General features: G+C 67.4%; 17 protein-coding genes, 1 tRNA gene and 1 pseudogene. 13 read left to right on the top strand and 6 right to left on the bottom strand.

Annotated features, from left to right (window positions below; translation table 11 throughout):
• The first annotated feature begins 10 nt into the window (after window positions 1-10).
• The 8 genes from RMCN_RS29690 (at window position 11) to RMCN_RS29655 (ending at window position 6201) form a co-directional block, all read left to right on the top strand.
• Window positions 11-1087, top strand: a complete 1077-nt coding sequence (locus tag RMCN_RS29690; RefSeq protein ID WP_067396741.1) for an NAD(P)H-dependent amine dehydrogenase family protein — start codon at window positions 11-13, stop codon at window positions 1085-1087.
• Window positions 1088-1120: 33 nt separating this feature from the next.
• Complete coding sequence (locus RMCN_RS29685) at window positions 1121-1396, top strand: hypothetical protein (protein ID WP_067396740.1); 276 nt, start codon at window positions 1121-1123, stop codon at window positions 1394-1396.
• Between the two features lie 88 nt (window positions 1397-1484).
• Window positions 1485-1727 carry a hypothetical protein gene (locus RMCN_RS29680; protein WP_067396738.1) on the top strand — a complete coding sequence of 81 codons (243 nt, stop codon included), beginning with the start codon at window positions 1485-1487 and terminating at the stop codon, window positions 1725-1727.
• A 76-nt stretch (window positions 1728-1803) separates the two neighbouring features.
• Window positions 1804-3030, top strand: coding sequence for an Nramp family divalent metal transporter (locus RMCN_RS29675; protein WP_067396735.1), 1227 nt, complete (start codon window positions 1804-1806; stop codon window positions 3028-3030).
• Window positions 3030-4091, top strand: a complete 1062-nt coding sequence (locus tag RMCN_RS29670) for a poly-gamma-glutamate hydrolase family protein (protein ID WP_067396733.1) — start codon at window positions 3030-3032, stop codon at window positions 4089-4091. The genes RMCN_RS29675 and RMCN_RS29670 overlap by 1 nt, the downstream gene beginning before the upstream one ends.
• Before the next feature lie 39 nt (window positions 4092-4130).
• Window positions 4131-4904 carry a DUF1365 domain-containing protein gene (locus RMCN_RS29665; protein WP_067396731.1) on the top strand — a complete coding sequence of 258 codons (774 nt, stop codon included), beginning with the start codon at window positions 4131-4133 and terminating at the stop codon, window positions 4902-4904.
• Window positions 4901-5482 (top strand): sigma-70 family RNA polymerase sigma factor, encoded by a 582-nt coding sequence (locus RMCN_RS29660; RefSeq protein WP_067396729.1) that lies wholly within the window; start codon window positions 4901-4903, stop codon window positions 5480-5482. Before RMCN_RS29665 ends, RMCN_RS29660 begins: the two co-directional genes overlap by 4 nt.
• Window positions 5479-6201 (top strand): anti-sigma factor, encoded by a 723-nt coding sequence (locus RMCN_RS29655; RefSeq protein ID WP_067396727.1) that lies wholly within the window; start codon window positions 5479-5481, stop codon window positions 6199-6201. The genes RMCN_RS29660 and RMCN_RS29655 overlap by 4 nt, the downstream gene beginning before the upstream one ends.
• Here RMCN_RS29655 and RMCN_RS29650 read toward each other — a convergent pair.
• On the bottom strand, window positions 6198-7298 hold the full coding sequence (locus RMCN_RS29650; RefSeq protein ID WP_067396725.1) for a glutamate--cysteine ligase 2: 1101 nt from the start codon (window positions 7296-7298) through the stop codon (window positions 6198-6200). The genes RMCN_RS29655 and RMCN_RS29650 overlap by 4 nt on opposite strands.
• 172 nt (window positions 7299-7470) lie before the next feature.
• On the opposite strand from RMCN_RS29650, the gene RMCN_RS29645 reads away from it, so the two are divergent.
• Window positions 7471-8289 carry a TIGR03621 family F420-dependent LLM class oxidoreductase gene (locus RMCN_RS29645; RefSeq protein ID WP_067396723.1) on the top strand — a complete coding sequence of 273 codons (819 nt, stop codon included), beginning with the start codon at window positions 7471-7473 and terminating at the stop codon, window positions 8287-8289.
• Here RMCN_RS29645 and RMCN_RS29640 read toward each other — a convergent pair.
• Window positions 8284-10245: a flavin-containing monooxygenase gene (locus RMCN_RS29640; RefSeq protein ID WP_067396721.1), complete on the bottom strand. Its 1962-nt coding sequence runs from the start codon at window positions 10243-10245 to the stop codon at window positions 8284-8286. The genes RMCN_RS29645 and RMCN_RS29640 overlap by 6 nt on opposite strands.
• A 126-nt stretch (window positions 10246-10371) precedes the next feature.
• Between RMCN_RS29640 and RMCN_RS29635 the strand changes: the two genes are divergently transcribed.
• A tRNA-Arg gene (locus tag RMCN_RS29635) sits at window positions 10372-10444 on the top strand.
• 37 nt (window positions 10445-10481) lie between these two features.
• Here the strand turns inward: RMCN_RS29635 and RMCN_RS29630 are convergent.
• Entirely contained in the window at window positions 10482-12227 is a 1746-nt protein-coding gene (locus RMCN_RS29630; protein ID WP_165604497.1) for a GAF domain-containing sensor histidine kinase, read from the bottom strand.
• Window positions 12228-12341: 114 nt separating this feature from the next.
• Between RMCN_RS29630 and RMCN_RS31745 the strand changes: the two are divergent.
• Window positions 12342-12511 (top strand): annotated as a pseudogene (locus tag RMCN_RS31745) (3-oxoacyl-ACP synthase); the annotation flags it as partial.
• A 1-nt stretch (window position 12512) separates the two neighbouring features.
• Here the strand turns inward: RMCN_RS31745 and RMCN_RS29620 are convergent.
• Together RMCN_RS29620 and otsB are read right to left on the bottom strand one after the other, a co-directional pair.
• Window positions 12513-13472: a 1-phosphofructokinase family hexose kinase gene (locus RMCN_RS29620; protein ID WP_067396719.1), complete on the bottom strand. Its 960-nt coding sequence runs from the start codon at window positions 13470-13472 to the stop codon at window positions 12513-12515.
• A 109-nt stretch (window positions 13473-13581) separates the two neighbouring features.
• Window positions 13582-17331: a trehalose-phosphatase gene (gene otsB / locus RMCN_RS29615; RefSeq protein WP_067396717.1), complete on the bottom strand. Its 3750-nt coding sequence runs from the start codon at window positions 17329-17331 to the stop codon at window positions 13582-13584.
• Between the two features lie 184 nt (window positions 17332-17515).
• Between otsB and ppsA the strand changes: the two genes are divergently transcribed.
• Window positions 17516-19801: a phosphoenolpyruvate synthase gene (gene ppsA, locus RMCN_RS29610; RefSeq protein WP_067396715.1), complete on the top strand. Its 2286-nt coding sequence runs from the start codon at window positions 17516-17518 to the stop codon at window positions 19799-19801.
• A gap of 36 nt (window positions 19802-19837) precedes the next feature.
• Window positions 19838-20122 carry a hypothetical protein gene (locus RMCN_RS29605; protein ID WP_067396714.1) on the top strand — a complete coding sequence of 95 codons (285 nt, stop codon included), beginning with the start codon at window positions 19838-19840 and terminating at the stop codon, window positions 20120-20122.
• An 18-nt stretch (window positions 20123-20140) separates the two neighbouring features.
• Here the strand turns inward: RMCN_RS29605 and RMCN_RS29600 are convergent, their stop codons facing one another.
• A complete protein-coding gene (locus RMCN_RS29600; protein ID WP_067396712.1) occupies window positions 20141-21673 on the bottom strand; it encodes a bifunctional aminoglycoside phosphotransferase/ATP-binding protein in 1533 nt (510 codons plus the stop codon).
• Window positions 21674-21690 lie beyond the last annotated feature (17 nt).

Raw genomic sequence — 21690 nt, 5'->3', positions numbered from 1 at the left:
GAGGACTTCCATGACGATCAAGGTGGCCGCGGTCGGCACCGGCAACGTCGGCAGGCACGCGCTGACACAACTCATCAACGATCCGCAGTACGAGCTCACCGCCGTCTGGGTGTCGTCGGAGGCCAAGGTCGGCGAGGACGCGGGTGTGCTTGCCGGCCTTGGCATTTCGATGGGCATCACCGCCACGACGGACCTCGACGCGGTTTTGGCGACCAACCCCGAGTGCGCGGTCTACACCGCGATGGCCGACAACCGACTGCCCGAGGCGCTCGAGGACTACCGACGCATCCTGGCTGCCGGCGTCAACGTCGTCGGCAGCAGCGCGGTTTTCCTGCAGTACCCGTGGGAGGTGCTGCCCTCCGAACTCGTCAAGCCGATCGAGGAAGCCACGCAGACGGGCGGATCGAGCGTGTTCGTCAATGGCATCGACCCCGGCTTCGCCAACGACCTGCTTCCGCTCGCGCTCGCCGGAACCTGTCAGAGCATCGAGCAGATCCGGTGCATGGAGATCATCAACTACGACACCTACGACAGCGCAACGGTGATGTTCGACGTGATGGGCTTCGGCAAGCCGCTCGACGAGATCCCGATGCTGTTGCAGCCCGGTGTCCTGAGCCTGGCCTGGGGATCGGTGGTGAGGCAGCTGGCGGCGGGACTCGGCATCGAACTCGACAAGGTGTCCGAAACCTATGTGCGCGAACCGGCTCCCGAGGATTTCGACATCGCCTCGGGCCACATCGCCAAGGGCACCGCGGCGGCGCTGCGCTTCGAAGTCCAGGGCATCAAGGACGGCAAGGTTGCCGTCGTGCTCGAACATGTCACCCGGCTACGCGACGACCTCCACCCGGACTGGCCGCAGCCCGCCCAGGAAGGTGGCTCGTACCGCATCGAGATCACCGGCGAACCGTCATACACGGTCGACCTGTGTCTGAGCAGCCCAAACGGTGACCACAACCATGCCGGACTCGTCGCGACGGCCGCCCGCGTCGTCAACGCGATCCCCGCGGTCGTGGCCGCGCCGCCGGGTATCCGCACCACACTCGACTTGCCGCTGATCACCGGAAAAGGGTTGTACGCTGTGCGTTAAAGCCGGGGGTCGATCAGAATCGAGGACGTGCCTATGCGGACCACACTTCGTCATCTCGCACCGGTGATCGCTGCCGGCGGCATCGCCGCGGCGCTCGCTGCGGCCGCGCCGGCCGTTGCCGAACCGGCTCCGAACCCGAACCCCACCCTGCCGCAGTGCGTCGACACCGGCGGCGCCCAGGCCATCGGCGGATCCACCACCGAGTGCGTGACGCCGGGCAACGTCTCCATCAACGCGACTCCCGCCGAGCAGGAGTATGTCGGCCCTTGGGGCAGCATGTGGGAGGGCGACGGCTTCTTCTTCCCGTGATCGTGCGGGACTGACTCACAACGTTTTCGCAGCGCTCGCTCCAGGCGTGACCGCTGACCAGAAGTGCCCCTGGCCGAGGAGGCCGATCATGAAGGCCCGATCTCGTTATCTCACAGCGACTCTCGCGGCAGGCGTCATCGGTGTGCTGACACTCGTCGCACCCGTCGCCGGCGCCGCGCCGCAGTGCACCAGCATCGGCCCCAACACCACGCAGTGCCAGACCAACGGAAGCTCGCAGATCGTCACGTCACCGTCGGTGCAGACCAGCCCGTACTGGGGCTGGCCATGGGGCGGCGGCCTCATCATCGGGCTCGGCGGCGGGCACAAGTAGCCCCACCCGCCACTGACGCCCGGGGTTTCGGCTACCCTAACTTTTCTATTCGCAGTTCCGGATAGAAAGGGGTGGGGTGGGCCAGGGCACCGAGGTGAAGGCGCGCCGCAACTGGCTGCTGCTCGGACCGGCGTTCGTGGCTGCCATCGCCTACGTCGACCCCGGCAACGTCGCCGCCAACGTCAGCGCCGGCGCCCAGTTCGGCTTCCTGCTGATCTGGGTGATCGTGGCGGCCAACGCGATGGCCTGCATCGTGCAGTACCTCTCGGCCAAGCTCGGCCTGGTGACCGGCATGTCGCTGCCGGAGGCGGTCGGTGGCCGGATGCGCCGCCGCACCCGGCTGACCTACTGGCTGCAAGCCGAAATGGTCGCGATGGCAACCGATCTCGCTGAGGTCGTGGGTGGTGCGATCGCGCTGTACTTGCTGTTCGACCTCCCGCTGCTGACCGGCGGCATCATCACCGGCGTCGTCTCGCTGGTGTTGCTGATGGTCAAGGACCGTCACGGCCAGAACTCGTTCGAACGTGTCATCACCGGACTGCTGGCGGTCATCGCGGTCGGTTTCCTCGCCAGCCTGTTCGTCGCTCCTCCTCCGCTCGACGAGGCGGCGGCGGGGCTGGTGCCCAGATTCGCGGGCACCGAGAGCGTGCTGATCGCGGCGGCGATGCTGGGCGCGACCGTGATGCCGCACGCGGTGTATCTGCATTCGGGGCTGGCCCGGGACCGGCACGGCCACCCCGAACCCGGGCCGATGCGGCGGTTGCTGCTGAGGATCACGCGCTGGGACGTCGGCATCGCGATGGTGATCGCCGGCGCGGTCAACCTGTCGATGGTGTTGGTGGCCGCGACGAACCTGCGGGGTCAGGACAACACCGATTCGATCGAGGGCGCGCACGCCGCGGTGGGCGAGACCCTGGGGCCGACGATCGCGCTGCTGTTCGCGATCGGCCTGCTCGCCTCGGGGTTGGCGTCGTCGTCAGTGGGCGCGTACGCCGGAGCGATGATCATGCAGGGCCTGCTGCACCGCTCCGTTCCGCTGGTGCTGCGCCGCCTCATCACGCTGTTGCCCGCGCTGGCGGTTCTGGCGATCGGCCTGGATCCCAGCCGGGCGCTGGTGTTGTCACAGGTGGTGCTGTCGTTCGGGATACCGTTCGCGCTGATCCCGCTCGTGCGGCTGACCAGCGACCGGACTCTGATGGGCGCCGACGTCAACCACCGGGTGACGACGGCTGTCGGGTGGGTGATCGCCGGCCTGATTACTCTTTTGAACGTGGTGTTGATCTACCTGACGCTGACGGGTTGATGCACGCCTACTTCGCCTACGGCTCGAACCTCAACGTCGCGCAGATGGCGTTGCGGTGTCCCGACGCGGCCCACCCGCGGCCGGCGATGCTGACCGACCACGACTGGCTGATCAACGAGCGCGGCGTCGCCACGGTCGAACCGTTCCACGGCTCCGAAGTGCACGGCGTGCTGTGGCAACTCAACGACCGCGATCTGGCGGTGCTCGACAGCGCCGAAGGCGTTCCAGTGCGTTACCGCCGCGACCGGCTCACCGTGCACACCGACGACGGGCCCGCCGAGGCATGGGTGTACATCGACCATCGCGTCGAACCGGGCCCGCCGCGGCCCGGTTACCTGGAGCGCATCATCGACGGCGCCCTGCACCACGGCCTGCCACCCCGCTGGGTCGATTTCCTCAAGCGGTGGGATCCAGCGCACTGGCCCGGGCGCTCCGGCCACTCGGATATCCCTGCCCCGCAGTCGCTTTCAGAGCTCCTGGCGCAGCCAGGCATCGTCGAAGACCGAATCCTGCGCTCGCGCTTCGGTTTTCTGGCCATCCACGGCGGCGGTCTCGAGCAGATGACCGATGTGATCGCCGACCGTGCCGCCGACGCGGCGGGCGCCTCGCTGTACACGGTGCGCCATCCCGACCACTATCCGCACCATCTGCCCTCGGCGCTGTACCTGGCGCGGGAGTCCGTGCGCCTCGCGGAGTTCCTCGACCACGTCGACGTCGCCGTGTCACTGCACGGGTACGGCCGCATCGGTCGCAGCACACAGTTGCTCGCCGGCGGCCGCAACCGCGCACTCGCCGAGCACCTCGCCAAACAGGTCGAAGTGCCCGGCTATCAAGTCATCACCGATCTCGACGCGATCCCACGGGAACTACGGGGGCTGCACCCCGACAATCCCGTCAACCGCGTCCGCGGAGGCGGTGCGCAACTCGAGTTGACGCCGAGAGTGCGTGGTATCAGCCCGCGCAGCCAGCTACCGGGTGACGACGGGCTGACCCCCGCGACCTCCGCACTGATCCACGGGCTCGTCGCCACCGCACATTCCTGGGAACTCCGCTCCACCTGAGCACCCATCCGCCTCGCGTGTGGCTCCGAATACCGCTATGTGGATGGTTCGTACCTGTACCGCACCCGGACGGCGCACCTGCGTCGAGCGCCGGTGTACCACCATTTCGAGCATCACGGATACAGCTGGCTGGTCGACGTCGACCGGCTTCCCAGGGTGCCGTGGTGGCTGCGTCCCTTCGCGCGCTTCGACGCCCGCGACCACCTCGACGGTGCGCCGGGGGACTCGCTGCGGCAGCGCATCGACGCGTTCCTGTGGGACCGCGGCGTCGACCTGGGCGGCGGGCGGGTCACCGCGCTGCTGCAGGCCCGGGTGGCCGGCTACGCGTTCAACCCGGTGACGCTGTACTGGTGCCACGACTCGGCGGGCGTCGTACGCCACATCGTCATGGAGATGCACAACCGCCACGGTGAACGGCATGCGTACCTGCTGCCGCCGAGCCCCGACGGGACGTCGGTGGCACCGAAGAAGCTGCGGGTGTCGCCGTTCAACGGCGCCGACGGCCACTACCTGGTGCGCGCCCCGCACCCCGACGACGAGGTGAACGTGACCGTATCCCTGCACCGCGGCAACGGCCCGGCGTTCATCGCCACCGTGCGTGGCACACGCAGGCGCGCGGCCGTCGCCGAGGTGCTGCTGATGCAGGCGAAGGCCCCGCTCGCGCCGCTGATGACCGCGCTGGAGTACCGGCTCCAGCACCTCACGCTGTGGCTGCGGCGGGTGCCCGTGGTGCGCGATACCGAAGTGGTGGGCGAAACTGTCGCTCCGACAGAGGCTTTCGCCGGCAACGTGGCCAGATCGCGATATTCATGACGGTGCCCACGCAGGTGGCTAGGCTACCGCTGGTGACCACGGACCTCGACGAACTGCTTCGCCAGGTTGCCGAGGAGGACGTCGAGGCATTCGCCACCTTCTACGATCGCACCCGTGCGCGGGTGTACGGCCTGGTGACCCGGGTGCTGCGCGATCCCGGGTACAGCGAGGAGACGACGCAGGAGGTCTACCTGCAGGTGTGGCGCACCGCGGGAAGTTACGACCCCTCGGCGGGTTCCCCGCTGGCGTGGCTGATGACACTCGCACACCGCCGCGCGGTCGACCGGGTGCGGTCCGAGCAGGCGGCGACGCAGCGGGAGGACCGCTACGGCGCGACCACCGTCGAAGCGCCCGCCGATCACGTCGTCGACTCGGTGATCATGCGCGACGAACGCCGCCAGGTCGCCAACTGCCTGGGATCGCTCACGGACGTCCAGCGCGAGTGCATCCAGCTGGCCTACTACGACGGGCTGACCTACGCCCAGGTCTCCGAACGACTGTCGGCGAATCTCGCCACAATCAAATCGCGGATGCGCGACGGCCTCCGCGGTCTCCGCAAGTGCTTGGGGATGGCATGACCGAGCCCATGGATTCCGACCTCGGCGCCCTCGCGGCGCCCTACGCCCTGGACGCGATCTCCGACTCCGAACGCGAGGGGGTCGACCGCCGCCTCGCGGCCGCTCCGCCCGCCGTCGCGCAGGCGTTCGCCGAGGAAGTGCGCAACGTCCGCGAGGCCATGGCGGTGGTGTCGGCGGCCACCGCGACCGAACCGCCCCCGCAGCTTCGCGAGCGCCTGCTGGGCGAGGTCGGTGGCGGGCGAGTCGAGCCGGTACGCCAGTTGCGGCCGCGGCCGACGCGCTGGCAGAAGGCCGCGTTGGCCGCTGCCGCCGTGGTCGTGGTCGGCGCGGGCGCCCTGGGCGTCGGTCTCGCGCTGCGACCGGCCGACACACCCTCAACCGCCGAGCAGGTGTTCGCAGCGCCCGATGTGCGCACCGTCTCGGGTGAGATTCCGGGCGGCGGCACCGCAACCGTGGTGTTCTCCCGCGAGAAGGATGCCGGGGTGCTGGTGATGAACAACGTCACCCCGCCGCAACCCGGCACCGTCTACCAGATGTGGCTCGTCGACGCCGAGGGCCCGCATCCCGCGGGCACCATGGACGCGCAGGCCGTTGCCCCGTCGACCACCGCCGTGCTGCCCGACCTCGGCGACTCGAGCACGCTGGCCTTCACCATCGAACCGCCGGGCGGTTCGGCGGAGCCGACCAGCGCGCCGTTCGCCGAGCTCCCCCTGGCCTAGGTGCCCGCCATCGTCGCCTCGGCCGCCTCCGCCAGGACATCGCGCACGTCCCGGCGGCGCTGCCACGCCCGCCGCTGCCGGATGGCGCCGTTGCCCTGTTCGGTGACGCGGCGCAACTCGTCGAACACCACGTCGTAGTCACCCACGGCTTCGAGCGCGGGCCGTACGTGCTCGACGAGCCGGTCCAGCAACTCGCGGGCGGGCACGCGCTGATGGCTCTCCAGCAGGTCGACCGCATCGCCGTCGAGGCCGTCGCGCGCGGACTTCCAGTACGCGGCCTTGAGCGCATGCGCGGCGAGCGGTGGCGTCGGCTCGCCGCGCCGCTCGTCCTGCAACGCCGTCATCACCGCGGCCCGGGTCAACGCGGCCAGCAGCACGGTCTCGGCCACCGTCGCGGGCACGTCGGCGACGCGCACCTCGATCGTCGGGAAGTTCTTCGACGGCCGCACGTCCCAATAGACCATGCCGTCGTCACGCATCGCGCCGGCCTGTTGCAGCATCGACACGACGGCGTCGTACTCGTCGACGGAGTCGAAGTGCGGCGGTGGGCCCGCACTGGGCCACCGCGCCCACAGCACGCTGCGCCAGCTGGCATAGCCGGTGTCGGAGTTGCGGTAGATCGCCGAGTTCGCGCTCAACGCCAGCAAGGTGGGCAGCCATGGTCGCAGGCGGTTGCTGACGCGGATCGCGGCTTCCCGGCTGGGCACCGCCACGTGCACGTGGCAGCCGCAGATCCCCTGCTCGTGAGCGATCATGCCGAACTTCTCGCCGATCTCCCGGTACCGCGGGGTGTCGGTGATCGGAAACTCCCGCGGAAGCGTGGGCGGCAGCCCGACCGCCAGCAGCCGTGCGCCGGCGGCGTCCGCGGCCTCGGCGGAGAGCCGGCGCAGCCGCAGCAGTTGGTCGCGCAGTTCGCGGGTCGAGCCGACCACTTCGCTGGTGGTCTCGACCTGGCAGGTGGTCAGTTCGAGTTGCAGTTTCACACCACGGCCGGCGGCCTCGCGGGCGACGGCCTCGTTGAGCGCGACCGGTTCCCCGCTCGTGGGGTCAACGAGCAGGAACTCTTCTTCGACGCCGATCGTGGGGTGCGTGGCCATGGGCAGAAATATTGATCCGGCCCGTCGGATGGTTCACGACGGGCCGGATCGGGGCAACAAATCCTTCGGCTAGTGGGACTCCGGGGGGTCGGAGTCGGCGTGAGATTTATTGCCCCGAGCGTGTGTGCGCCAAACATCCTTTGTCGACCTGCGACCCTCCTACGATCGATCCGTGACCAAACCGTTCCGGTTCGGCGTCGGACTGCAGGCCGCGCGCCGTCAGAAATCGGTGCAGGAGTGGGCGCGCCGCGCCGAGGACATGGGCTACGACATCGTCCACGTCGCCGACCACCTCTACACCACCGCGCCGTTCTCGATGATGACGGCGATGGCGATGGCGACCGCGCGGCTCCGCGTGGGCACGTTCGTGCTCAACGCCGGCTTCTACCGGCCCGCGCTGCTCGCGCGCGAGGTGACCACGCTGCATGACCTCAGCGGCGGGCGCTTCGACCTCGGCCTGGGCGCCGGCTACGTCAAGGAGGAGTTCGAACAAGCCGAGCTGCCGTATCCCACGGCCGGCCAGCGCGTGGACTGGCTGCGCCACGTCACCGAGCACATGACCGAGCACGCACCCGATGTGCCGATCCTCATCGCGGGCAACGGCGACAAGCTGTTGACGCTGGCCGCGCAGCGCGCCGACATCATCGGGCTGACCGGCGGCGCCCCGATCACCGCGACCTGCGATCCGCTCGCCGACCGGATCGCGTTCGTTCGCCAAGCGGCCGGCGACCGGTTCGACGACCTCGAGCTCAACCTCGCCGTCACGGCCATGCCGACCGACGATTCGGGTGAGCCCGACCTGTCGATCACCCGACGATTCCTGCCCCATCTGTCAGAAGAGGAACTGCTGGCGACTCCCGCGGTGCTGTCGGGGTCGACGAGCGAGATCGCCGACACACTGCGCGGTTACCGCGAGACGTACGGCATCAGCTACATCACGGTCCAGCAGCTGCATGCCGAGCCGTTCGCCAAGGTGATCGCCGAGCTATAACGGTTGCGCCGCAGCGGTATCGGCCGAGCGCACCACGAAGTCCGACCACTCCGGTTCGCGCACGGCGTCGTGGTACTCGTAGAGCTTCCACGGGCTGACGGTGTGGATCTCGCCGCGGGCATTCTTGAAATAGGAATGCTTGATCGACGGGTGCGCCCAGACCGTCAGCTTGATCGCCTCCTGTGACCGGCGGCGCCAGTCGTCGGTGGCGTCGGCCTTCGGTTCGATCGAGTGCGCCCCGTCGGCCAGGGCGCGCAGGCACTGGCCGATGTAGCGCATCTGCAATTCGGAGTTGAAGATGAGGCTGCCGCCGTGCGCCAGATGCGTGCCGGGGCCGTAGGTGAGAAAGAAGTTCGGGAAGCCCGGAACCATGATCCCTCGGTACGCGTACGACCGATCCCCCCAGACGTCGCGCAGATCGATCGGGTTGCCGTCGCCGTCGCGGCCGGTGATCCGCAGCGGCCACAGCACCTCGGTGGCGCGAAAACCCGTGGCGTACACGATGACATCGGCGCGCCGTTCGCGGCCGTCGGCGGTCACCACGCCCGTCGGCGTGATCCGCTCGATCGGCGTTCGGACCAACTCGACATTGTCGCGGCGCAGGGTGTGCAACCAGGTGCCGTCGTCCTGCAGCGTGCGTTTACCCGTCGCGGGGTAGTCGGGCAGGACCTTGGCGAGCAGTTCTTCGTCGCCCTCGACCTGGGTGGTGATCCAGTCGGTGAACATCATCCTCGCGGCGGCGTTCATGTCGCTAACCGCGTAATCGCCTTGTTGATAGGCGGGATCGACGCGTGCGGCGTCCAGACCCTTGTCGGCGCCCGGCCACAACAACAGGAAGCGGTACCAGCGGCTGTAGAACGGCAGATGTTCCATCGCCCAGCGGGTGCCGTCGCCGACTTCCTTGTGGTACATCGGATTCGGGAACATCCACTGGGCGGTGCGCTGGTAGACGTCGAGATGCTCGACCCGGTCGGCGATCGCGGGCGCGATCTGGAATCCGCTTGCCCCGGCGCCGATCAGCGCGACACGCCGGCCGGTGACGTCGACGCCGTGGTTCCACGCGGCGGAGTGAAAGGCGGGGCCGCCGAACGTGTCCGCTCCCTCGATGTCGGGCACCTGCGGCCGGTTGAGTTGGCCGACCGCGCTGATGATCGCGCGGACGGTGACCCTCGAGACACGGCCGTTCTTGGCGCGCAGGGCGACGGTCCAGGTGCCCGACGCGTCGTCCCATTCGGCCGAGACCACCTCGGTCTCCCACTGCACGTGTTCGCTGATACCGTGTTTGTCCATCACGTCGACGAAGTACTGCCGCAGCTCCGGTTGCTCGGCGAAGTAGTGGCTCCAGTTGTTGCTGGGTTCGAAGCTGTAGCAGTAGAAGTGGTTGGCTACGTCGACACGGGCCCCCGGATAGCTGTTCTCCCACCAGGTTCCGCCGGGGCCGGCGTTCTTCTCCACCACGGAGAACGGCAGACCGGCCTGCTTGAGCCGGATGGCAGCGAGCAGTCCGGACTCACCGCAGCCGATGACGAGCACGGGTAGCGTTGCCGCCGCGTCCGGATCGATGGGCTCGGGCTTGCGCGGATCGGCGCCGTCGAGGTCGAGTTCCTCGGTCAGAAGCGGCAGATACTCCTCGCCGACGGGTTCGCAAGCGGCCCAATCCATCATCTGTTTGACGACGGACGCGCTCAGCGGTACGGGTTCGGGGCAGCCGCGGTCGCGGTAGGCGGTGATCACCTCAAGCGCCTCGGCCCGCGCACGGGCCTTGTCCTCTTCGGACATGAAGCCCTGGACCTCGTTGAGGAACAACCCGGCCTGGGCGTAGTCGCGGATGAAGCGGGTGTCACCGGTGATGTGCACGAGGCTGAGCAACAGCGTCGGGACGCTGACGTCTTCGAGCGCCCGCTGGATCTCTGCGGTGGGCGTTGTGAACGGCGTACCCGCGTAGCGACTGCGCACGAGACCTCCTCCTGACCGCGACGGCCGCATGCAATTACGGAACTTACAGTAGCGTAATCGACGCCGGACTCCGGCAGTGACGTTTGATTCGCGGCGGTCGGCCAGCCGGTAAGCTCCCAGCGGTCCGCCCTCGTAGCTCAGGGGATAGAGCACGGCTCTCCTAAAGCCGGTGTCGCAGGTTCGAATCCTGCCGGGGGCACTTTGTATTTTCGCAGCTCAGAGGCGGTATTCGACCGTCAGGTCAGCGGTGCGGACCACGTCAGGATGGTTCCGCCGCCGACGGCGCCCTCGACGATGAACCGCCCACCAACCTCCTCGGCGCGGGCGCGCAGATTCGCCAACCCGCTCGGCCTCACGTCGGCGGCGATACCACAACCGTTGTCGACGACCTCGATACGCAGATCGTCTGCGACGGTCACGCCGATCTGCAACGCGGTGGCGTCCGCGTGCCGCACGGCGTTGCTGACCGCCTCGCGCACCACCGCTTCCGCGTGCTCGGCGAGTTTGTCGTTGACGACCGACAGCGGACCCGAGAATTTCGTCGTGGTGCGCATGTTCGGGTCGGCGAACTGATCGATCGCCTCGTCGAGCCGCTGTCGGAGGGTGACGCCCGGTCGCGAGTTGTGCAGGTCGAAGATCGCGGTCCGGATCTCTTGGATGACTTCCTGGAGGTCGTCGACGCAGCCGGTGAGCCGCTCCTGCACCTCCGGGGTGCGCGCCCGCGGGATCGTCCCCTGCAACGCCAGCCCGACGGCGAACAGTCGCTGGATGACATGGTCGTGCAGATCGCGGGCAATGCGGTCCCGGTCGGTCAGTATGTCGAGTTCTCGCATCTGCCGTTGCGTGCTCGCCGACTGCCATGCCAAGGCCGCCTGATCGGCGAACGCGGCCATCATGTCCATGTTCTCGTCGCTGAAGGGCGGCGCCCCGACAGGCCGGAGGGCAACCAGAACTCCCGCGACGTCATCGACTGCGCGCAGCGGTAACAGGAGCGCGGGGGCCGTTCCGCCTTCACCCGCACCGAGACCCAGGCCGTCGAACCGCATCGGCGTGCGCCCAGTGAACGCCTCGCCAACAGGGCTGCCTACGACAGGAACCGACTCCACATCCAGGGCGGTCTCCCCCGCGGCTGCAGCGACGACGAGCTCGGTCGCTTCCATCGGCGGCAAATCGCTGTCCTCCGGAACGAACACCGCGGTCAGAGTGGCTCCGCTGAGCTGACGTGATTTCTCGGCGACCAACCGGAACACCCTTGCCGGATCGGCGCCCGACAGCAGTTCGGTGCCGATGTCGCGGGTGGCCTCGATCCACGACTGCCGGTCCTTGGCCTGCTGGTAGAGCCGGGCGTTCTCGATGGCGATCCCGGCGGCCGCCGCGAGCGCCTGGACGAGGACCTCGTCGTCCTCGCTGAACGGCTGGCCACCCGCTTTCTCGGTCAGGTAGAGGTTGCCGAAGACCTCGTCGCGGATTCGGATCGGCACGCCGAGGAAGGTGACCATCGGGGGATGGTTCGGCGGAAATCCAACGGACACGGCGTGGTGCGCGATGTTGTCGAGCCGAATCGTCTTCGGGTCGTCGAGCAGGAGCCCGAGGACGCCGCGCCCCTCCGGCAGGTGGCCGATCGCCGCCCGCGTTTCGTCATCGATGCCCTCGTAGACGAACTCGACGAGGTCGTGGCCACGCCCGCGCACGCCCAGCGCCCCATAACGGGCGTCGACCAGCTCGATTGCGGTGTGAACGATCGTTTTGAGCGTCCGGTCCAGTTCCAGCCCGGACGTCACGACGAGCATGGCGTCGAGTAACCCCTCGAGGCGATCGCGTCCTTCGACGATCTCCTCGACGCGGTCCTGGACTTCCGAGAGCAACTCGCGAAGTCGCAACTGGGACAAGGTCTCCCGAAGCGGACGCTCGCCGGCGTCGCTCCCGGACCGGTCTCTGTCGGTCACCGCTCTGCCGTTCCGCTCCTGTTCGACGATCACCATCCCGCAGGGGCCGATGCTACGCGTCCGGCGTGGATCGCACGCAAACTTGGTGGTGAAGCTTCAAGCCGCGTAGCGGTCGGCGAAGAGACGAAAGTCCCCGCGAAACCGACCAAGCTCGGTGACGCCGGCTCCGGGGAGCGGGCACCTGCCGGAGCCGACGGCATCATTTGGCGGGTTTCACCACCGTCGCGGACTACAGCCGGCTGCGCCTCGGCTACCCCGGTGCGCGAATGTCCGCTGACGCCAGGGGTATTCATCGCGCGGCGATGGACAACACCCCGATATTCAGTCGCGGACCGCTTCGCTCTCACCGCTGATCTGGAGGGGCTCGGGCACTACCTCGAAGAACCGCTCGACGTCGGCGCGGGTGCAGGCCGCCGTTCCGGGCATCAGCAGCTTGGCGGTGGCGGCGGCGATGCCGAACCGCACCGACTCGACGAGCGGCCAGGCGCGGGTCAAGCCAACCGTCATACCCGCGACCATCGCATCACCCGCCCCCACGCTGCTGACCGCCTGAACGGGCAGGGGCGGGAATCGATAGCCGTCATGAGGTGTCACCAGCAGCGCTCCCTCCGCGCCCAGCGAAACCACGACCGCCTGTGTGACTCCGCGCTCGATGAGGCCCTGAGCGGCCGCCAGCTGTTCGGATTCGGTTTCGAGCGGAAGTCCCACGCATTCACGGAGTTCACGCACGCTGGGCTTCATCACGAACACTCCCGACTTCACGTGACGCAGTCCCCCGCCCCACGTGTCGAGGATCAGCAGGACACCGAGTTCTCGGCAGAGGCCTGCGACCCGCTCGAAGAAGTCCGCAGGCACACCAGGTGGGAGACTGCCGCTGGCGACGACGAATTCCGCCGACGCCGCAGCCGATGCCAACTCATCCAGGCACCGATCCTGCTCGGCAGGGACGAGGCGCGGGCCGGGGAACACGAACCGGAACTGGTTTCCGGTACTGCGTTCGTTGACCGTGAAGCTCTCCCGCGTGGCGTTCGCGATCGGGACGCGTCGTGCCGGGACGTCGGCTTGGTCGACCAGTTCTGAAACCATTGCGCCCGTCGGTCCTCCCGCGGGATAGACCGCCGTCACCGACTCGCCGAGAGCCCGGACGAAGCGCGCCACGTTGACACCACCGCCACCCGGGTCGTACCGGGCTCCTTCACACCGGACCTTGTCGGTGTGGCGCACGATGTCGGCATCGATGGTCACGTCCAGTGCCGGGTTCATCGCCAGGGTGACGATCATCGGCTTGGCATCGGCAGAGGATTCGGGCGCCCCTCGGTGCTCCGTCGGCTCGAAATCGGGCGGTAATGCAACCGCCCGGGGCTCTTCGGGCATGGGGTGACCGTACCCGTCACGCACAGCCGGCCACGCTGGATGAAGACGCCATGCTCGCCGCCGACGGTTGCTCGTCGAATTCGACGGTGCCGCCGGCATGCAGGATGTGCGTCTCGCCACGGCATTCCACCAGCACGGGTGCGGCATCGCCGGGCTCGGCGCTCAGCGTAGCGCTTCGGCCGAAGACCCCCAGTCGCAGCCGGTGCCCCCGATAGCGGAAGGTGAACTCCAGGTGTCCAAGCGATTTCGGCCACGACGGCCCCAGCGTGATGCGGTCGCGCCGGATCTCCAGCCCGGTGAAGCACCGCTGCAGGAGGTCGATGCTTCCCGCCATCGCGGCCAGGTGGATGCCCTCGGCCGTTGTGCCGCGCTGGATGTCGACGATGTCGGAAGCCAGCGCCTGCCGGAAGAACTCCATCGCCTGATGCCGGTTTCCCCGAGCCAATACCCACGCGTGGACGACGGCGCTCAATGTCGATCCGTGCGAGGTCCGCACCCGGTAGTACTCGATGGTTCTCGGGATCTGCTCAGGAGTGAAGCGGTATCCGAGCCGGTCGAAGAGCTCGTAGAGTTCGTCGGCGGACAGCAGATAGAACAGCATGAGGGCATCGGCCTGTTTGCATGCCCGATAGTTGTTGACGCTGTCGTTCTCGGCCTCGAGGATGCGGTCGAGCCGCTGCATGTTGTCGTACCGGCTGCGGTAGCCCTCCCAGTCGAGTTCCTTGAGTTTTTCGTAGCCTTCGAATTGACTGATCACGCCGTCGTGGAAGGGCACGAACATCCGCCGGCTGACATCTTCCCAGAGCGCGAGGTCCGCGTCGCTGATGCCGAGCGTTTCCAGCAATGCGAGCCGGTAATACAGCGGGATCCGTTCGAGGGCTTCCAGGGCCCTCACGATCACCCAGACCGCCATGACGTTGGTATAGGCGTTGTTGTCGATCCCGTCGTATTCCCTTCCGGGATAACCGGAATGGAATTCGTCGGGTCCGATGACCCCGCAGATCACATAGCGTTGCCTGGTCGGGTCGTATTCGGCCATGCTTACCCAGAATCTCGCGATATCGGCGAGCATCTCGGCGCCGTAGTCGATCAGGAATCCGATGTCGCCGGTGACCTCGTAGTGCTGCCACACGTTGTAGGCGATGGCAAGCCCGATGTGGTGAGCGCGAGCGCTCGCATCCGGGTTCCACCGGCCGGATCGGGGATTGAGGTGTAGCCGTTGACTTTCCTCACGTCCGTCGCTTCCGGACTGCCACGGATACATGGCACCGGCATGACCCGCCTCGGCGGCGGCCAGGCGAGCCTCGGGCAGGCGACGGTAGCGGTACATCAACAGCGATCGGGTGACCTTGGGCAGTCGCATGTTCGTCACCGGGAAGACGAACAGCTCGTCCCAGAACACGTGTCCCCGGTATGCCTCACCGTGCAGCCCACGAGCCGGGACGCCGACGTCCAGGTCGGCGGTATAAGGAGACAGTGTCTGCATCAGGTGGAGTTGGTGCAGGCGCACGATACGACGCAGGTCCGCATCCGCACCCATCTCGATGTTGAATCGCTCCCACAGGTGCGCCCATGCCAGTTGGTGTCCGCGTTCGAGTTCGGCGTATCCACCGATCCGGCGCAGTTCACGTTCGGCGGCCGAAACCGGACCGGAGATTCCGTGGTCACGGCTCGTGTACAGCGTCACCACCTCTTCGAGCGTGACCGCTTGTCCCGCCCTGACATCGAGGGCGATTTCACGTCCCACCTGCATTGGATCGTCGACAAGGCGACGGGCGGATTCGAGGCCTTCGTTCTCGCCGCGCACCGTGCTGCGCTTTGCGATGGCGACTTCGATATTCGATTCGACGGTCCGCACCGCCAACAACACTGAGTCCTCGGACATCTCGCGCGCTTGGACGACGTTGACGTGGCGCGACGACAGTTCGCGATAGCGCTCGACTCCATGGTTCTGGACGTCACCGTCGATCAGAGTGCGAAACTCGAGCCGTCCGGACCAGTTGTCGGCCCGCACTGTGGTCTGGACGGCGGCGGCGTGGGGAAGGTGCATGGCCACGAACCTGCTCTGCGACACCCGGGTGGTCCGCCCGGCCCGGTCGGTGAACGTGAAGTCGCGCCACAGCGTTGCCCCGCGCAGGTCGATCGTGACCAGGTACGAGGAGACGTCCACCTCGTCGATGTCCAGCCACGGTCCGTCGTCGATGCGGAAGGTCACCGGCAGCCAGTTCGGCAGGTTCACCAGGCTCTCGTTGTCGATCACCGATCCCGCCACCTCGTCGGTCAGGCGGTTGTAGACACCCGCGACGTACAGCCCCGGGTAGTGGAACTCCCCCGCAGCGCATTCCGGTGCCGCGCCCCGTACGGCCATGTAACCGTTACCCATGGTGCACAGCGCTTCTCGCAGCTTCTCGTCGGCTGTTTCGTAGCCGCCGAACGTCAACTTCCACGGATCATTGGCCGTATCCCGTTCTGCGGCCAACTGGTCGGTGAGCCGGCCGAGGAACCGACACACGTGCTCGGGCCCCTCCAGGGTGAACCGGGCCGCCGATCGCCTGTCCCCCGATTCGTCGCTGCGGACCGCGACGCCGATACCCTTGTGGCGCACCGCGTCGAACGCATCTTCATCGGTCAGATCGTCACCGATGTAGATGGGTAGTAGCGGCCGCGAGCCGTCGACCTGATCGAGGATCCATTCCAGCGTCTTACCCTTGTCCCATCCGACGTCGGGCCGGAGTTCGATGACCTTGCGCCCGCCGCCGATTCGAAACTTGTGGTGTTGCCCCACTATCCGTACCGCGGCGACCACCCGGTCAACCTGTTCGGGGTTGACGTTGCGGTAGTGCACGGCCACCGAGAACCGCTTGTTCTCGATCATGACCCCGTCCACACCGGTCAGCCGCTCACGGAGTTCTGCCGTCGCAGTGGCGAGCGTGCGAATCGCTTGTACCCCAGCCTCATTCTGATGATGCGAGCCGTCAGGGGCCACGAGCTCGAATCCGTGGCTGCCCGCGTACCAGAGGCCGGGAACACCGACCCGCGACCGGATGTCGTCCAGACTCCGGCCGCTGATCACCGCGACCGGGCAGCTGGCGGCCAGGGACGCCAACATCTCACCCGCTCCGGAGATCAGGGTCGCCGCGTCGGGATCGTTGACGATCTGGGAGATGGTTCCGTCGAAGTCCAGGAGTACCGCTGGTTGCCGGGTGTCGGCCAAGGGTGCGATCTGGCTGTACGACAGCAGTGCGTCGGCCGTGGCGGAAAGGCGTTGGTAGCCGTCGCGGACCGTCACCTCGACGAGATCGCCGACCACCACATCGGCACCGGCCCGAAGCAGCGCTGCACCGTCTCGGGCCGGGTCCACCCCGACGACCAGTCCGAATCCGCCGTCGCGTCCCGCCGCCACCCCCGCTACGTCGTCGTCGACGACGACGCAGCGCGCCGGAGCTACTCCGAGGCTTCGCGCCACGTGGTGCAGGACGTCACGGTGTCGGCCCTGAGAATCTTGGAGGGCCGGGGTCGAGGAAGGATCAGTGCACATCGAGAACAGGTCGCCTGCTGCCGACCGGGCGACTGCGCTGCCATTGCCCCCCGACGAGACGAGCGCGGTCGCGATATCGGCGGCCCTGAGTTGGCGCACCAACTTGACGGTGGACTCGGCCAGGGGCAAACGGTCAGCCGGTGTTTCGGCGGTATCGGCCACAACGCCGTCTAGGCCGAAGATCACCGCGTCGTGATAGCGCGGGTCAACGAACACCGGAAGCTTCATCGCCCCTCCTCCGAAAGAGATCGTGTCCCCATCGGATCTCTTCAGCGGTCCCGGGGGGAAGGGACCGAAGTCACTCATCGAACCGGTTAGGGACTTAAGCACTTCCGCGATCGGGACGTTGGTCCTCACCGTCGTGGCCCTCCGACGGTACGTCCCACACGCCGTCCGGAGCAGGATGAGCCCTATGGACGTTCGAGACGATCTCACCTTCATCCGCGATATCTCCGAGCTGACGATCGCCGATGCCGAAGAGGCCGGAGGCAAGGGCGCCAACATGGGTGAGTTGGTCGCCGCCAACCTGCCCGTTCCACCCGGATTCGTTCTGCTGCGGGATTGTTACCGCCGGTCCATGAGGTCCGGCGGGGTCGAAGCCGAGCTGAACGCGTTGCATCGAGAGGCGCTCGACGCCGTCGCCGACACCGCCATGCTCACCGAGCTCTCCGAGCGCATGCAGGGCCTGGTGCGCAAGGCCGGTGCCGACGACGAGGTGCGACGGCTGATCCTGTCGGCGTACCACGGCTTGGGGCCGGGCGCGGTGGTCGCGGTGCGATCCTCGGCCACCGGCGAGGACGGCGCGGACGCCTCATTCGCGGGAATGAACGCCACCATCACCAACGTCACCGGCGACGAGGCGCTGGTGGAGGCGGTGGTGCGGTGTTGGATGTCGCTGTTCAGCCCGCGCGTCATCACCTACCGCGCCAGCCGCGGCTTCACCAGTGACCCGGCGATGGCGGTCGTCATACAAGAGATGGTCCATTCGGAAAAGGCCGGAGTCGCATTCACCGCCGACCCCAGCAACGGCGCCCAGGACCGAGTCGTCATCGAGGGAGCGTTCGGTCTCGGCGAGGTCGTGGTGTCCGGTGAGGTCGAGCCCGACACCTACATCGTCTCCAAGGAGACGCGCCAACCCCTCGATGTCCGACTCGGCCACAAGGCCTTCAAAATCGTGCGTGGCGACGACGGGCACGATGCCGTCGTCGACCTCGACGAATCTCAGGCCGATGCCCGCGTACTGACCGACGAAGAACTGCGCTCGATAGCCGAACTGGCCATCGCGACCGAGCGACACAACGGTTGCCCCCAGGACACCGAGTGGGCGATCGCGGGGGGTAAGACCTATCTGGTTCAGGCGCGGCCGATCACCACGCTGGGCCACACCACTCCCGCCGCCGCAGACAAGCACCTGGTGCTGGCCCGCGGCCTGGCCGCGGCACCCGGACTCGCCTCGGGAAAGGTGCGGGTGCTGGAGTCACCCGACGAGGGCGCGAAGTTGGAGGAGGGCGAGATCCTCGTCGCGCAGATGACCAATCCCGACTGGTTGCCCACCATCCGCCGAGCCGCGGCGCTGGTGACCGACACCGGCGGCATGACGTGCCACGCCGCAATCGTGGCTCGCGAATTGAGCGTGCCGTGCGTCGTCGGGACCCGGACTGCGACCAGAGACCTCCACGACGGTACGACGGTCACGGTCGACGGGGCCCGCGGCGAGGTGGTGTCCGGCCGGGTGCGGCCGTCGTCGACGACATCGGCGATTGAGCAGGGTGCCCCGGGCCGACCGCAGAGCGAAGCCACCGGCACGAAGGTCTACGTCAACCTGGCCATGCCCGAGTCCGCCGAAACCGTTGCCGCACAACCGGTTGACGGTGTGGGGCTGTTGCGCGCCGAGTTCATGCTGACCGAGGCGCTGGGCGGCCGTCATCCCCGTGACCTCATCGCCCACGGGGAGCAGGCCACGCTTGTGGACCAGTTGGGGGCGTCTGTCGGGCGAATCGCCGCAGCGTTCGCACCTAGGCCGGTCATCTATCGGGCGACGGACTTCCGCACCAACGAATTCCGCGGCTTGAAGGGCGGCGAGACCTACGAGCCGATCGAACACAACCCGATGATCGGCTATCGCGGCTGCTACCGATATGTGAACGAGCCGGACCTGTTCGCGCTGGAACTGGAGGCGCTGGCGCGGGTGCGGGAGCGGTCGCCCAATGTCGGGCTGATGATCCCGTTCGTCCGCACCAAATGGGAACTCGAGGCTTGCCTCGAGCTCGTCGACGCGAGTCCGCTCGGCCGGCAGCGGGGTTTGCACCGCTGGGTGATGGCCGAGGTGCCTTCGGTCGTGCACTGGCTTCCCGAATTCATCGGGATGGGCATCGACGGAGTGTCGATCGGAAGCAACGATCTGACTCAGCTGATGCTCGGGGTGGACCGTGATTCCGATGTGTGCGCTGAGTTGTTCGACGAATCCGACCCCGCCGTGCTCGATGCCATCGGCCAGATCATCGGCACGGCAAGGAAACACGGCATCACCTCGTCACTGTGCGGTCAGGCGCCGTCCACGAACCCGGCATTCGCCGAATACCTGGTGCGGATGGGCATCACGTCGGTATCGGTCAACCCCGATGCCGCTGATGCCACCCGGCGGGTCATCGCCGCAGCCGAGCGGCGGCTGCTACTCGAAGCCGCACGGTTGAGGTGAGGCGGGCATGGATCCAGCCGACGCCAAGGCCATGAGATGAACCCAACCGAGCACGACGAGGAGACCGAGGAGAGGCGTGACACGATCGTGTGGGGTTTCTTCCGCTCGGAATTCGCCGGACCGATCTATGTCGACTGGCCGATCGACCGGCGCCTGGACGCCTACCTGTTACATCACGGGCCGGCCGAGCTTCTGATCGACGGCTCCGCCTACGACGAGTTGCTCGAGCACGTCATGGCCAACATCGGGGTGGCGCAGCGCAAGGGCATCCTGCCACCGTTCAAAGCAATTCATCAGGACGAAGCCGGTCATGTCGAATGACGGCACCGGGGAATCGCGTCAAGCGCCGTCAACTGCTCCGTCATCACGACCCCCACCGACAGCCAGCTGAAATATCCGGTGCGCCTCGTTCACCGATTCCTCAAGCGGATGAGCGGTGTCGATTCGGTGGAATGGGCCCGTGCCTGCGTTCTCGCCGAGCGCGACGGCGATCTGTGGTGTCGCATCCGAACTCGACGGCCCTCTGGCCACGACCCGTTGGGCGGCCTGCGACGGTGAGAGCGCACACACGAAATGCACTAGCGCCGAAGAGGTCTCGGTAGCCAGTCGGTACGCCCTCTCCTGTTGCTGCGCATCGCGCCAGGTGCCGTCGAGCACAACTGTCTGACCGGTGGACAGCAGCGCACGGGCTCGACGCAGCACCTCGTCATAGACGGCGCGCACGTTCTCTGGTGCATACAGTCCCTCGTGCAGCTCGCCGACCTGCCCGGCGATGACGCCGGACCGTTGTAGCTCGCGGCGCACCGCGTCGGTGGAGATGACCCGGGCGTTCACTTGTTCTGCCAGGCCGTGCGCGACGGTGGTCTTGCCGGTTCCCGGACCGCCGCCGACGATGACCAACCGGACGGTGCACGATCTCAGGTGGGCGAGAGCGATGTCGAGATGGCGTATCGCGTCGGCCGCCGCTTCGCTGTGCCCTTGATCGACGCGGATGCAGTCCACCTTGGCCCGCACCACGGCGCGGTACGCGACGCTGAACTCCCTCAGGGACCGCGGTGCTGGGTTGTCGGCCCGTCGCAGGTACTCGTCGAAGAAGTGCTCGGCGAGGTCTTTGCGGCCGAGGAACTCCAGGTCCATCGCGAGGAAGGCGGCGTCGTCGACACCGTCGACGTAGCGCAGTCGATCATCGAATTCGAGGCAGTCCAGCAGCACCGGACCGTCAGGCGTGCAGAAGATGTCCTGTGTCAGCAGGTCCCCGTGACCGTCGACGACGCGGCCCGACGCGATCCGCTGCGCGAACAGTTGGTCACGGCCGGCCACGTACCGGTCGGCCAGGCGTGTGACCTCGCGAAGCGTCGCCTCGGGGATGACGCTGTCGACGTATCGCCTCAGCTCAGCGAGATTCTGGTGCCAGCGATCCGAGATCACCGCAGCCGTCGCCTGTTCGTCGATCTGGGGGCCTCGTAGCGCCTCCCGGTGGAACCGCGCCAATCGGTCCGCGATGGCGGTGAGGTATCCGTGGACGGCATCACCGTTGCGGACGAGCGCGGCGAGCCGGGCGGATTCGGGATATCGACGCATCACGATGACGGGTTCGGCGGGCTCTCCCGGCGCGGCGAAGTGGCCGACACCGAGATAGCTGTCGGGCGCCAACCTGCGATTCAGGGCCACTTCGCGTTGACACGCCTGCTCGCGAAGCTCGCGGGTGCCGAAGTCGAGGAAGTCCGTGACGATCGCTTTCTTCGTCTTGTATGCGCGGTCCCCGATGAGCGCAACCAGCCCCGTGTGTGTCTCATGGACCTCCGCGTGGAGATTCCCGTTGCCGGTCAACGGGTCTCGGCGGGTGCTCGCAGTAACCGACGCGGTCGTCATATCTGAACCCTCCCGCA

The organism is Mycolicibacterium novocastrense, assembly GCF_001570485.1.
Taxonomy (GTDB): domain Bacteria; phylum Actinomycetota; class Actinomycetes; order Mycobacteriales; family Mycobacteriaceae; genus Mycobacterium; species Mycobacterium novocastrense.
Note: the sequence above shows the minus strand (reverse complement) of the source record. Positions and strands in the feature narration are given on the sequence as shown.

What these genes read in the sequence shown, in the direction of transcription:
- RMCN_RS29680 (WP_067396738.1), top strand. Translation starts at nt 1,485, where the DNA reads ATGAAGGCCCGATCTCGTTATCTCACAGCGACTCTCGCGGCAGGCGTC.
- RMCN_RS29685 (WP_067396740.1), top strand. Translation starts at nt 1,121, where the DNA reads ATGCGGACCACACTTCGTCATCTCGCACCGGTGATCGCTGCCGGCGGC.
- RMCN_RS29660 (WP_067396729.1), top strand. Translation starts at nt 4,901, where the DNA reads ATGACGGTGCCCACGCAGGTGGCTAGGCTACCGCTGGTGACCACGGAC.
- RMCN_RS29620 (WP_067396719.1), bottom strand. Translation starts at nt 13,472, where the DNA reads ATGATCGTCACCCTGGCGATGAACCCGGCACTGGACGTGACCATCGAT.
- RMCN_RS29655 (WP_067396727.1), top strand. Translation starts at nt 5,479, where the DNA reads ATGACCGAGCCCATGGATTCCGACCTCGGCGCCCTCGCGGCGCCCTAC.
- RMCN_RS29650 (WP_067396725.1), bottom strand. Translation starts at nt 7,298, where the DNA reads ATGGCCACGCACCCCACGATCGGCGTCGAAGAAGAGTTCCTGCTCGTT.
- RMCN_RS29630 (WP_165604497.1), bottom strand. Translation starts at nt 12,227, where the DNA reads ATGGTGATCGTCGAACAGGAGCGGAACGGCAGAGCGGTGACCGACAGA.
- RMCN_RS29605 (WP_067396714.1), top strand. Translation starts at nt 19,838, where the DNA reads ATGAACCCAACCGAGCACGACGAGGAGACCGAGGAGAGGCGTGACACG.
- RMCN_RS29600 (WP_067396712.1), bottom strand. Translation starts at nt 21,673, where the DNA reads ATGACGACCGCGTCGGTTACTGCGAGCACCCGCCGAGACCCGTTGACC.
- RMCN_RS29670 (WP_067396733.1), top strand. Translation starts at nt 3,030, where the DNA reads ATGCACGCCTACTTCGCCTACGGCTCGAACCTCAACGTCGCGCAGATG.
- RMCN_RS29690 (WP_067396741.1), top strand. Translation starts at nt 11, where the DNA reads ATGACGATCAAGGTGGCCGCGGTCGGCACCGGCAACGTCGGCAGGCAC.
- ppsA (WP_067396715.1), top strand. Translation starts at nt 17,516, where the DNA reads ATGGACGTTCGAGACGATCTCACCTTCATCCGCGATATCTCCGAGCTG.
- otsB (WP_067396717.1), bottom strand. Translation starts at nt 17,331, where the DNA reads ATGAAGCTTCCGGTGTTCGTTGACCCGCGCTATCACGACGCGGTGATC.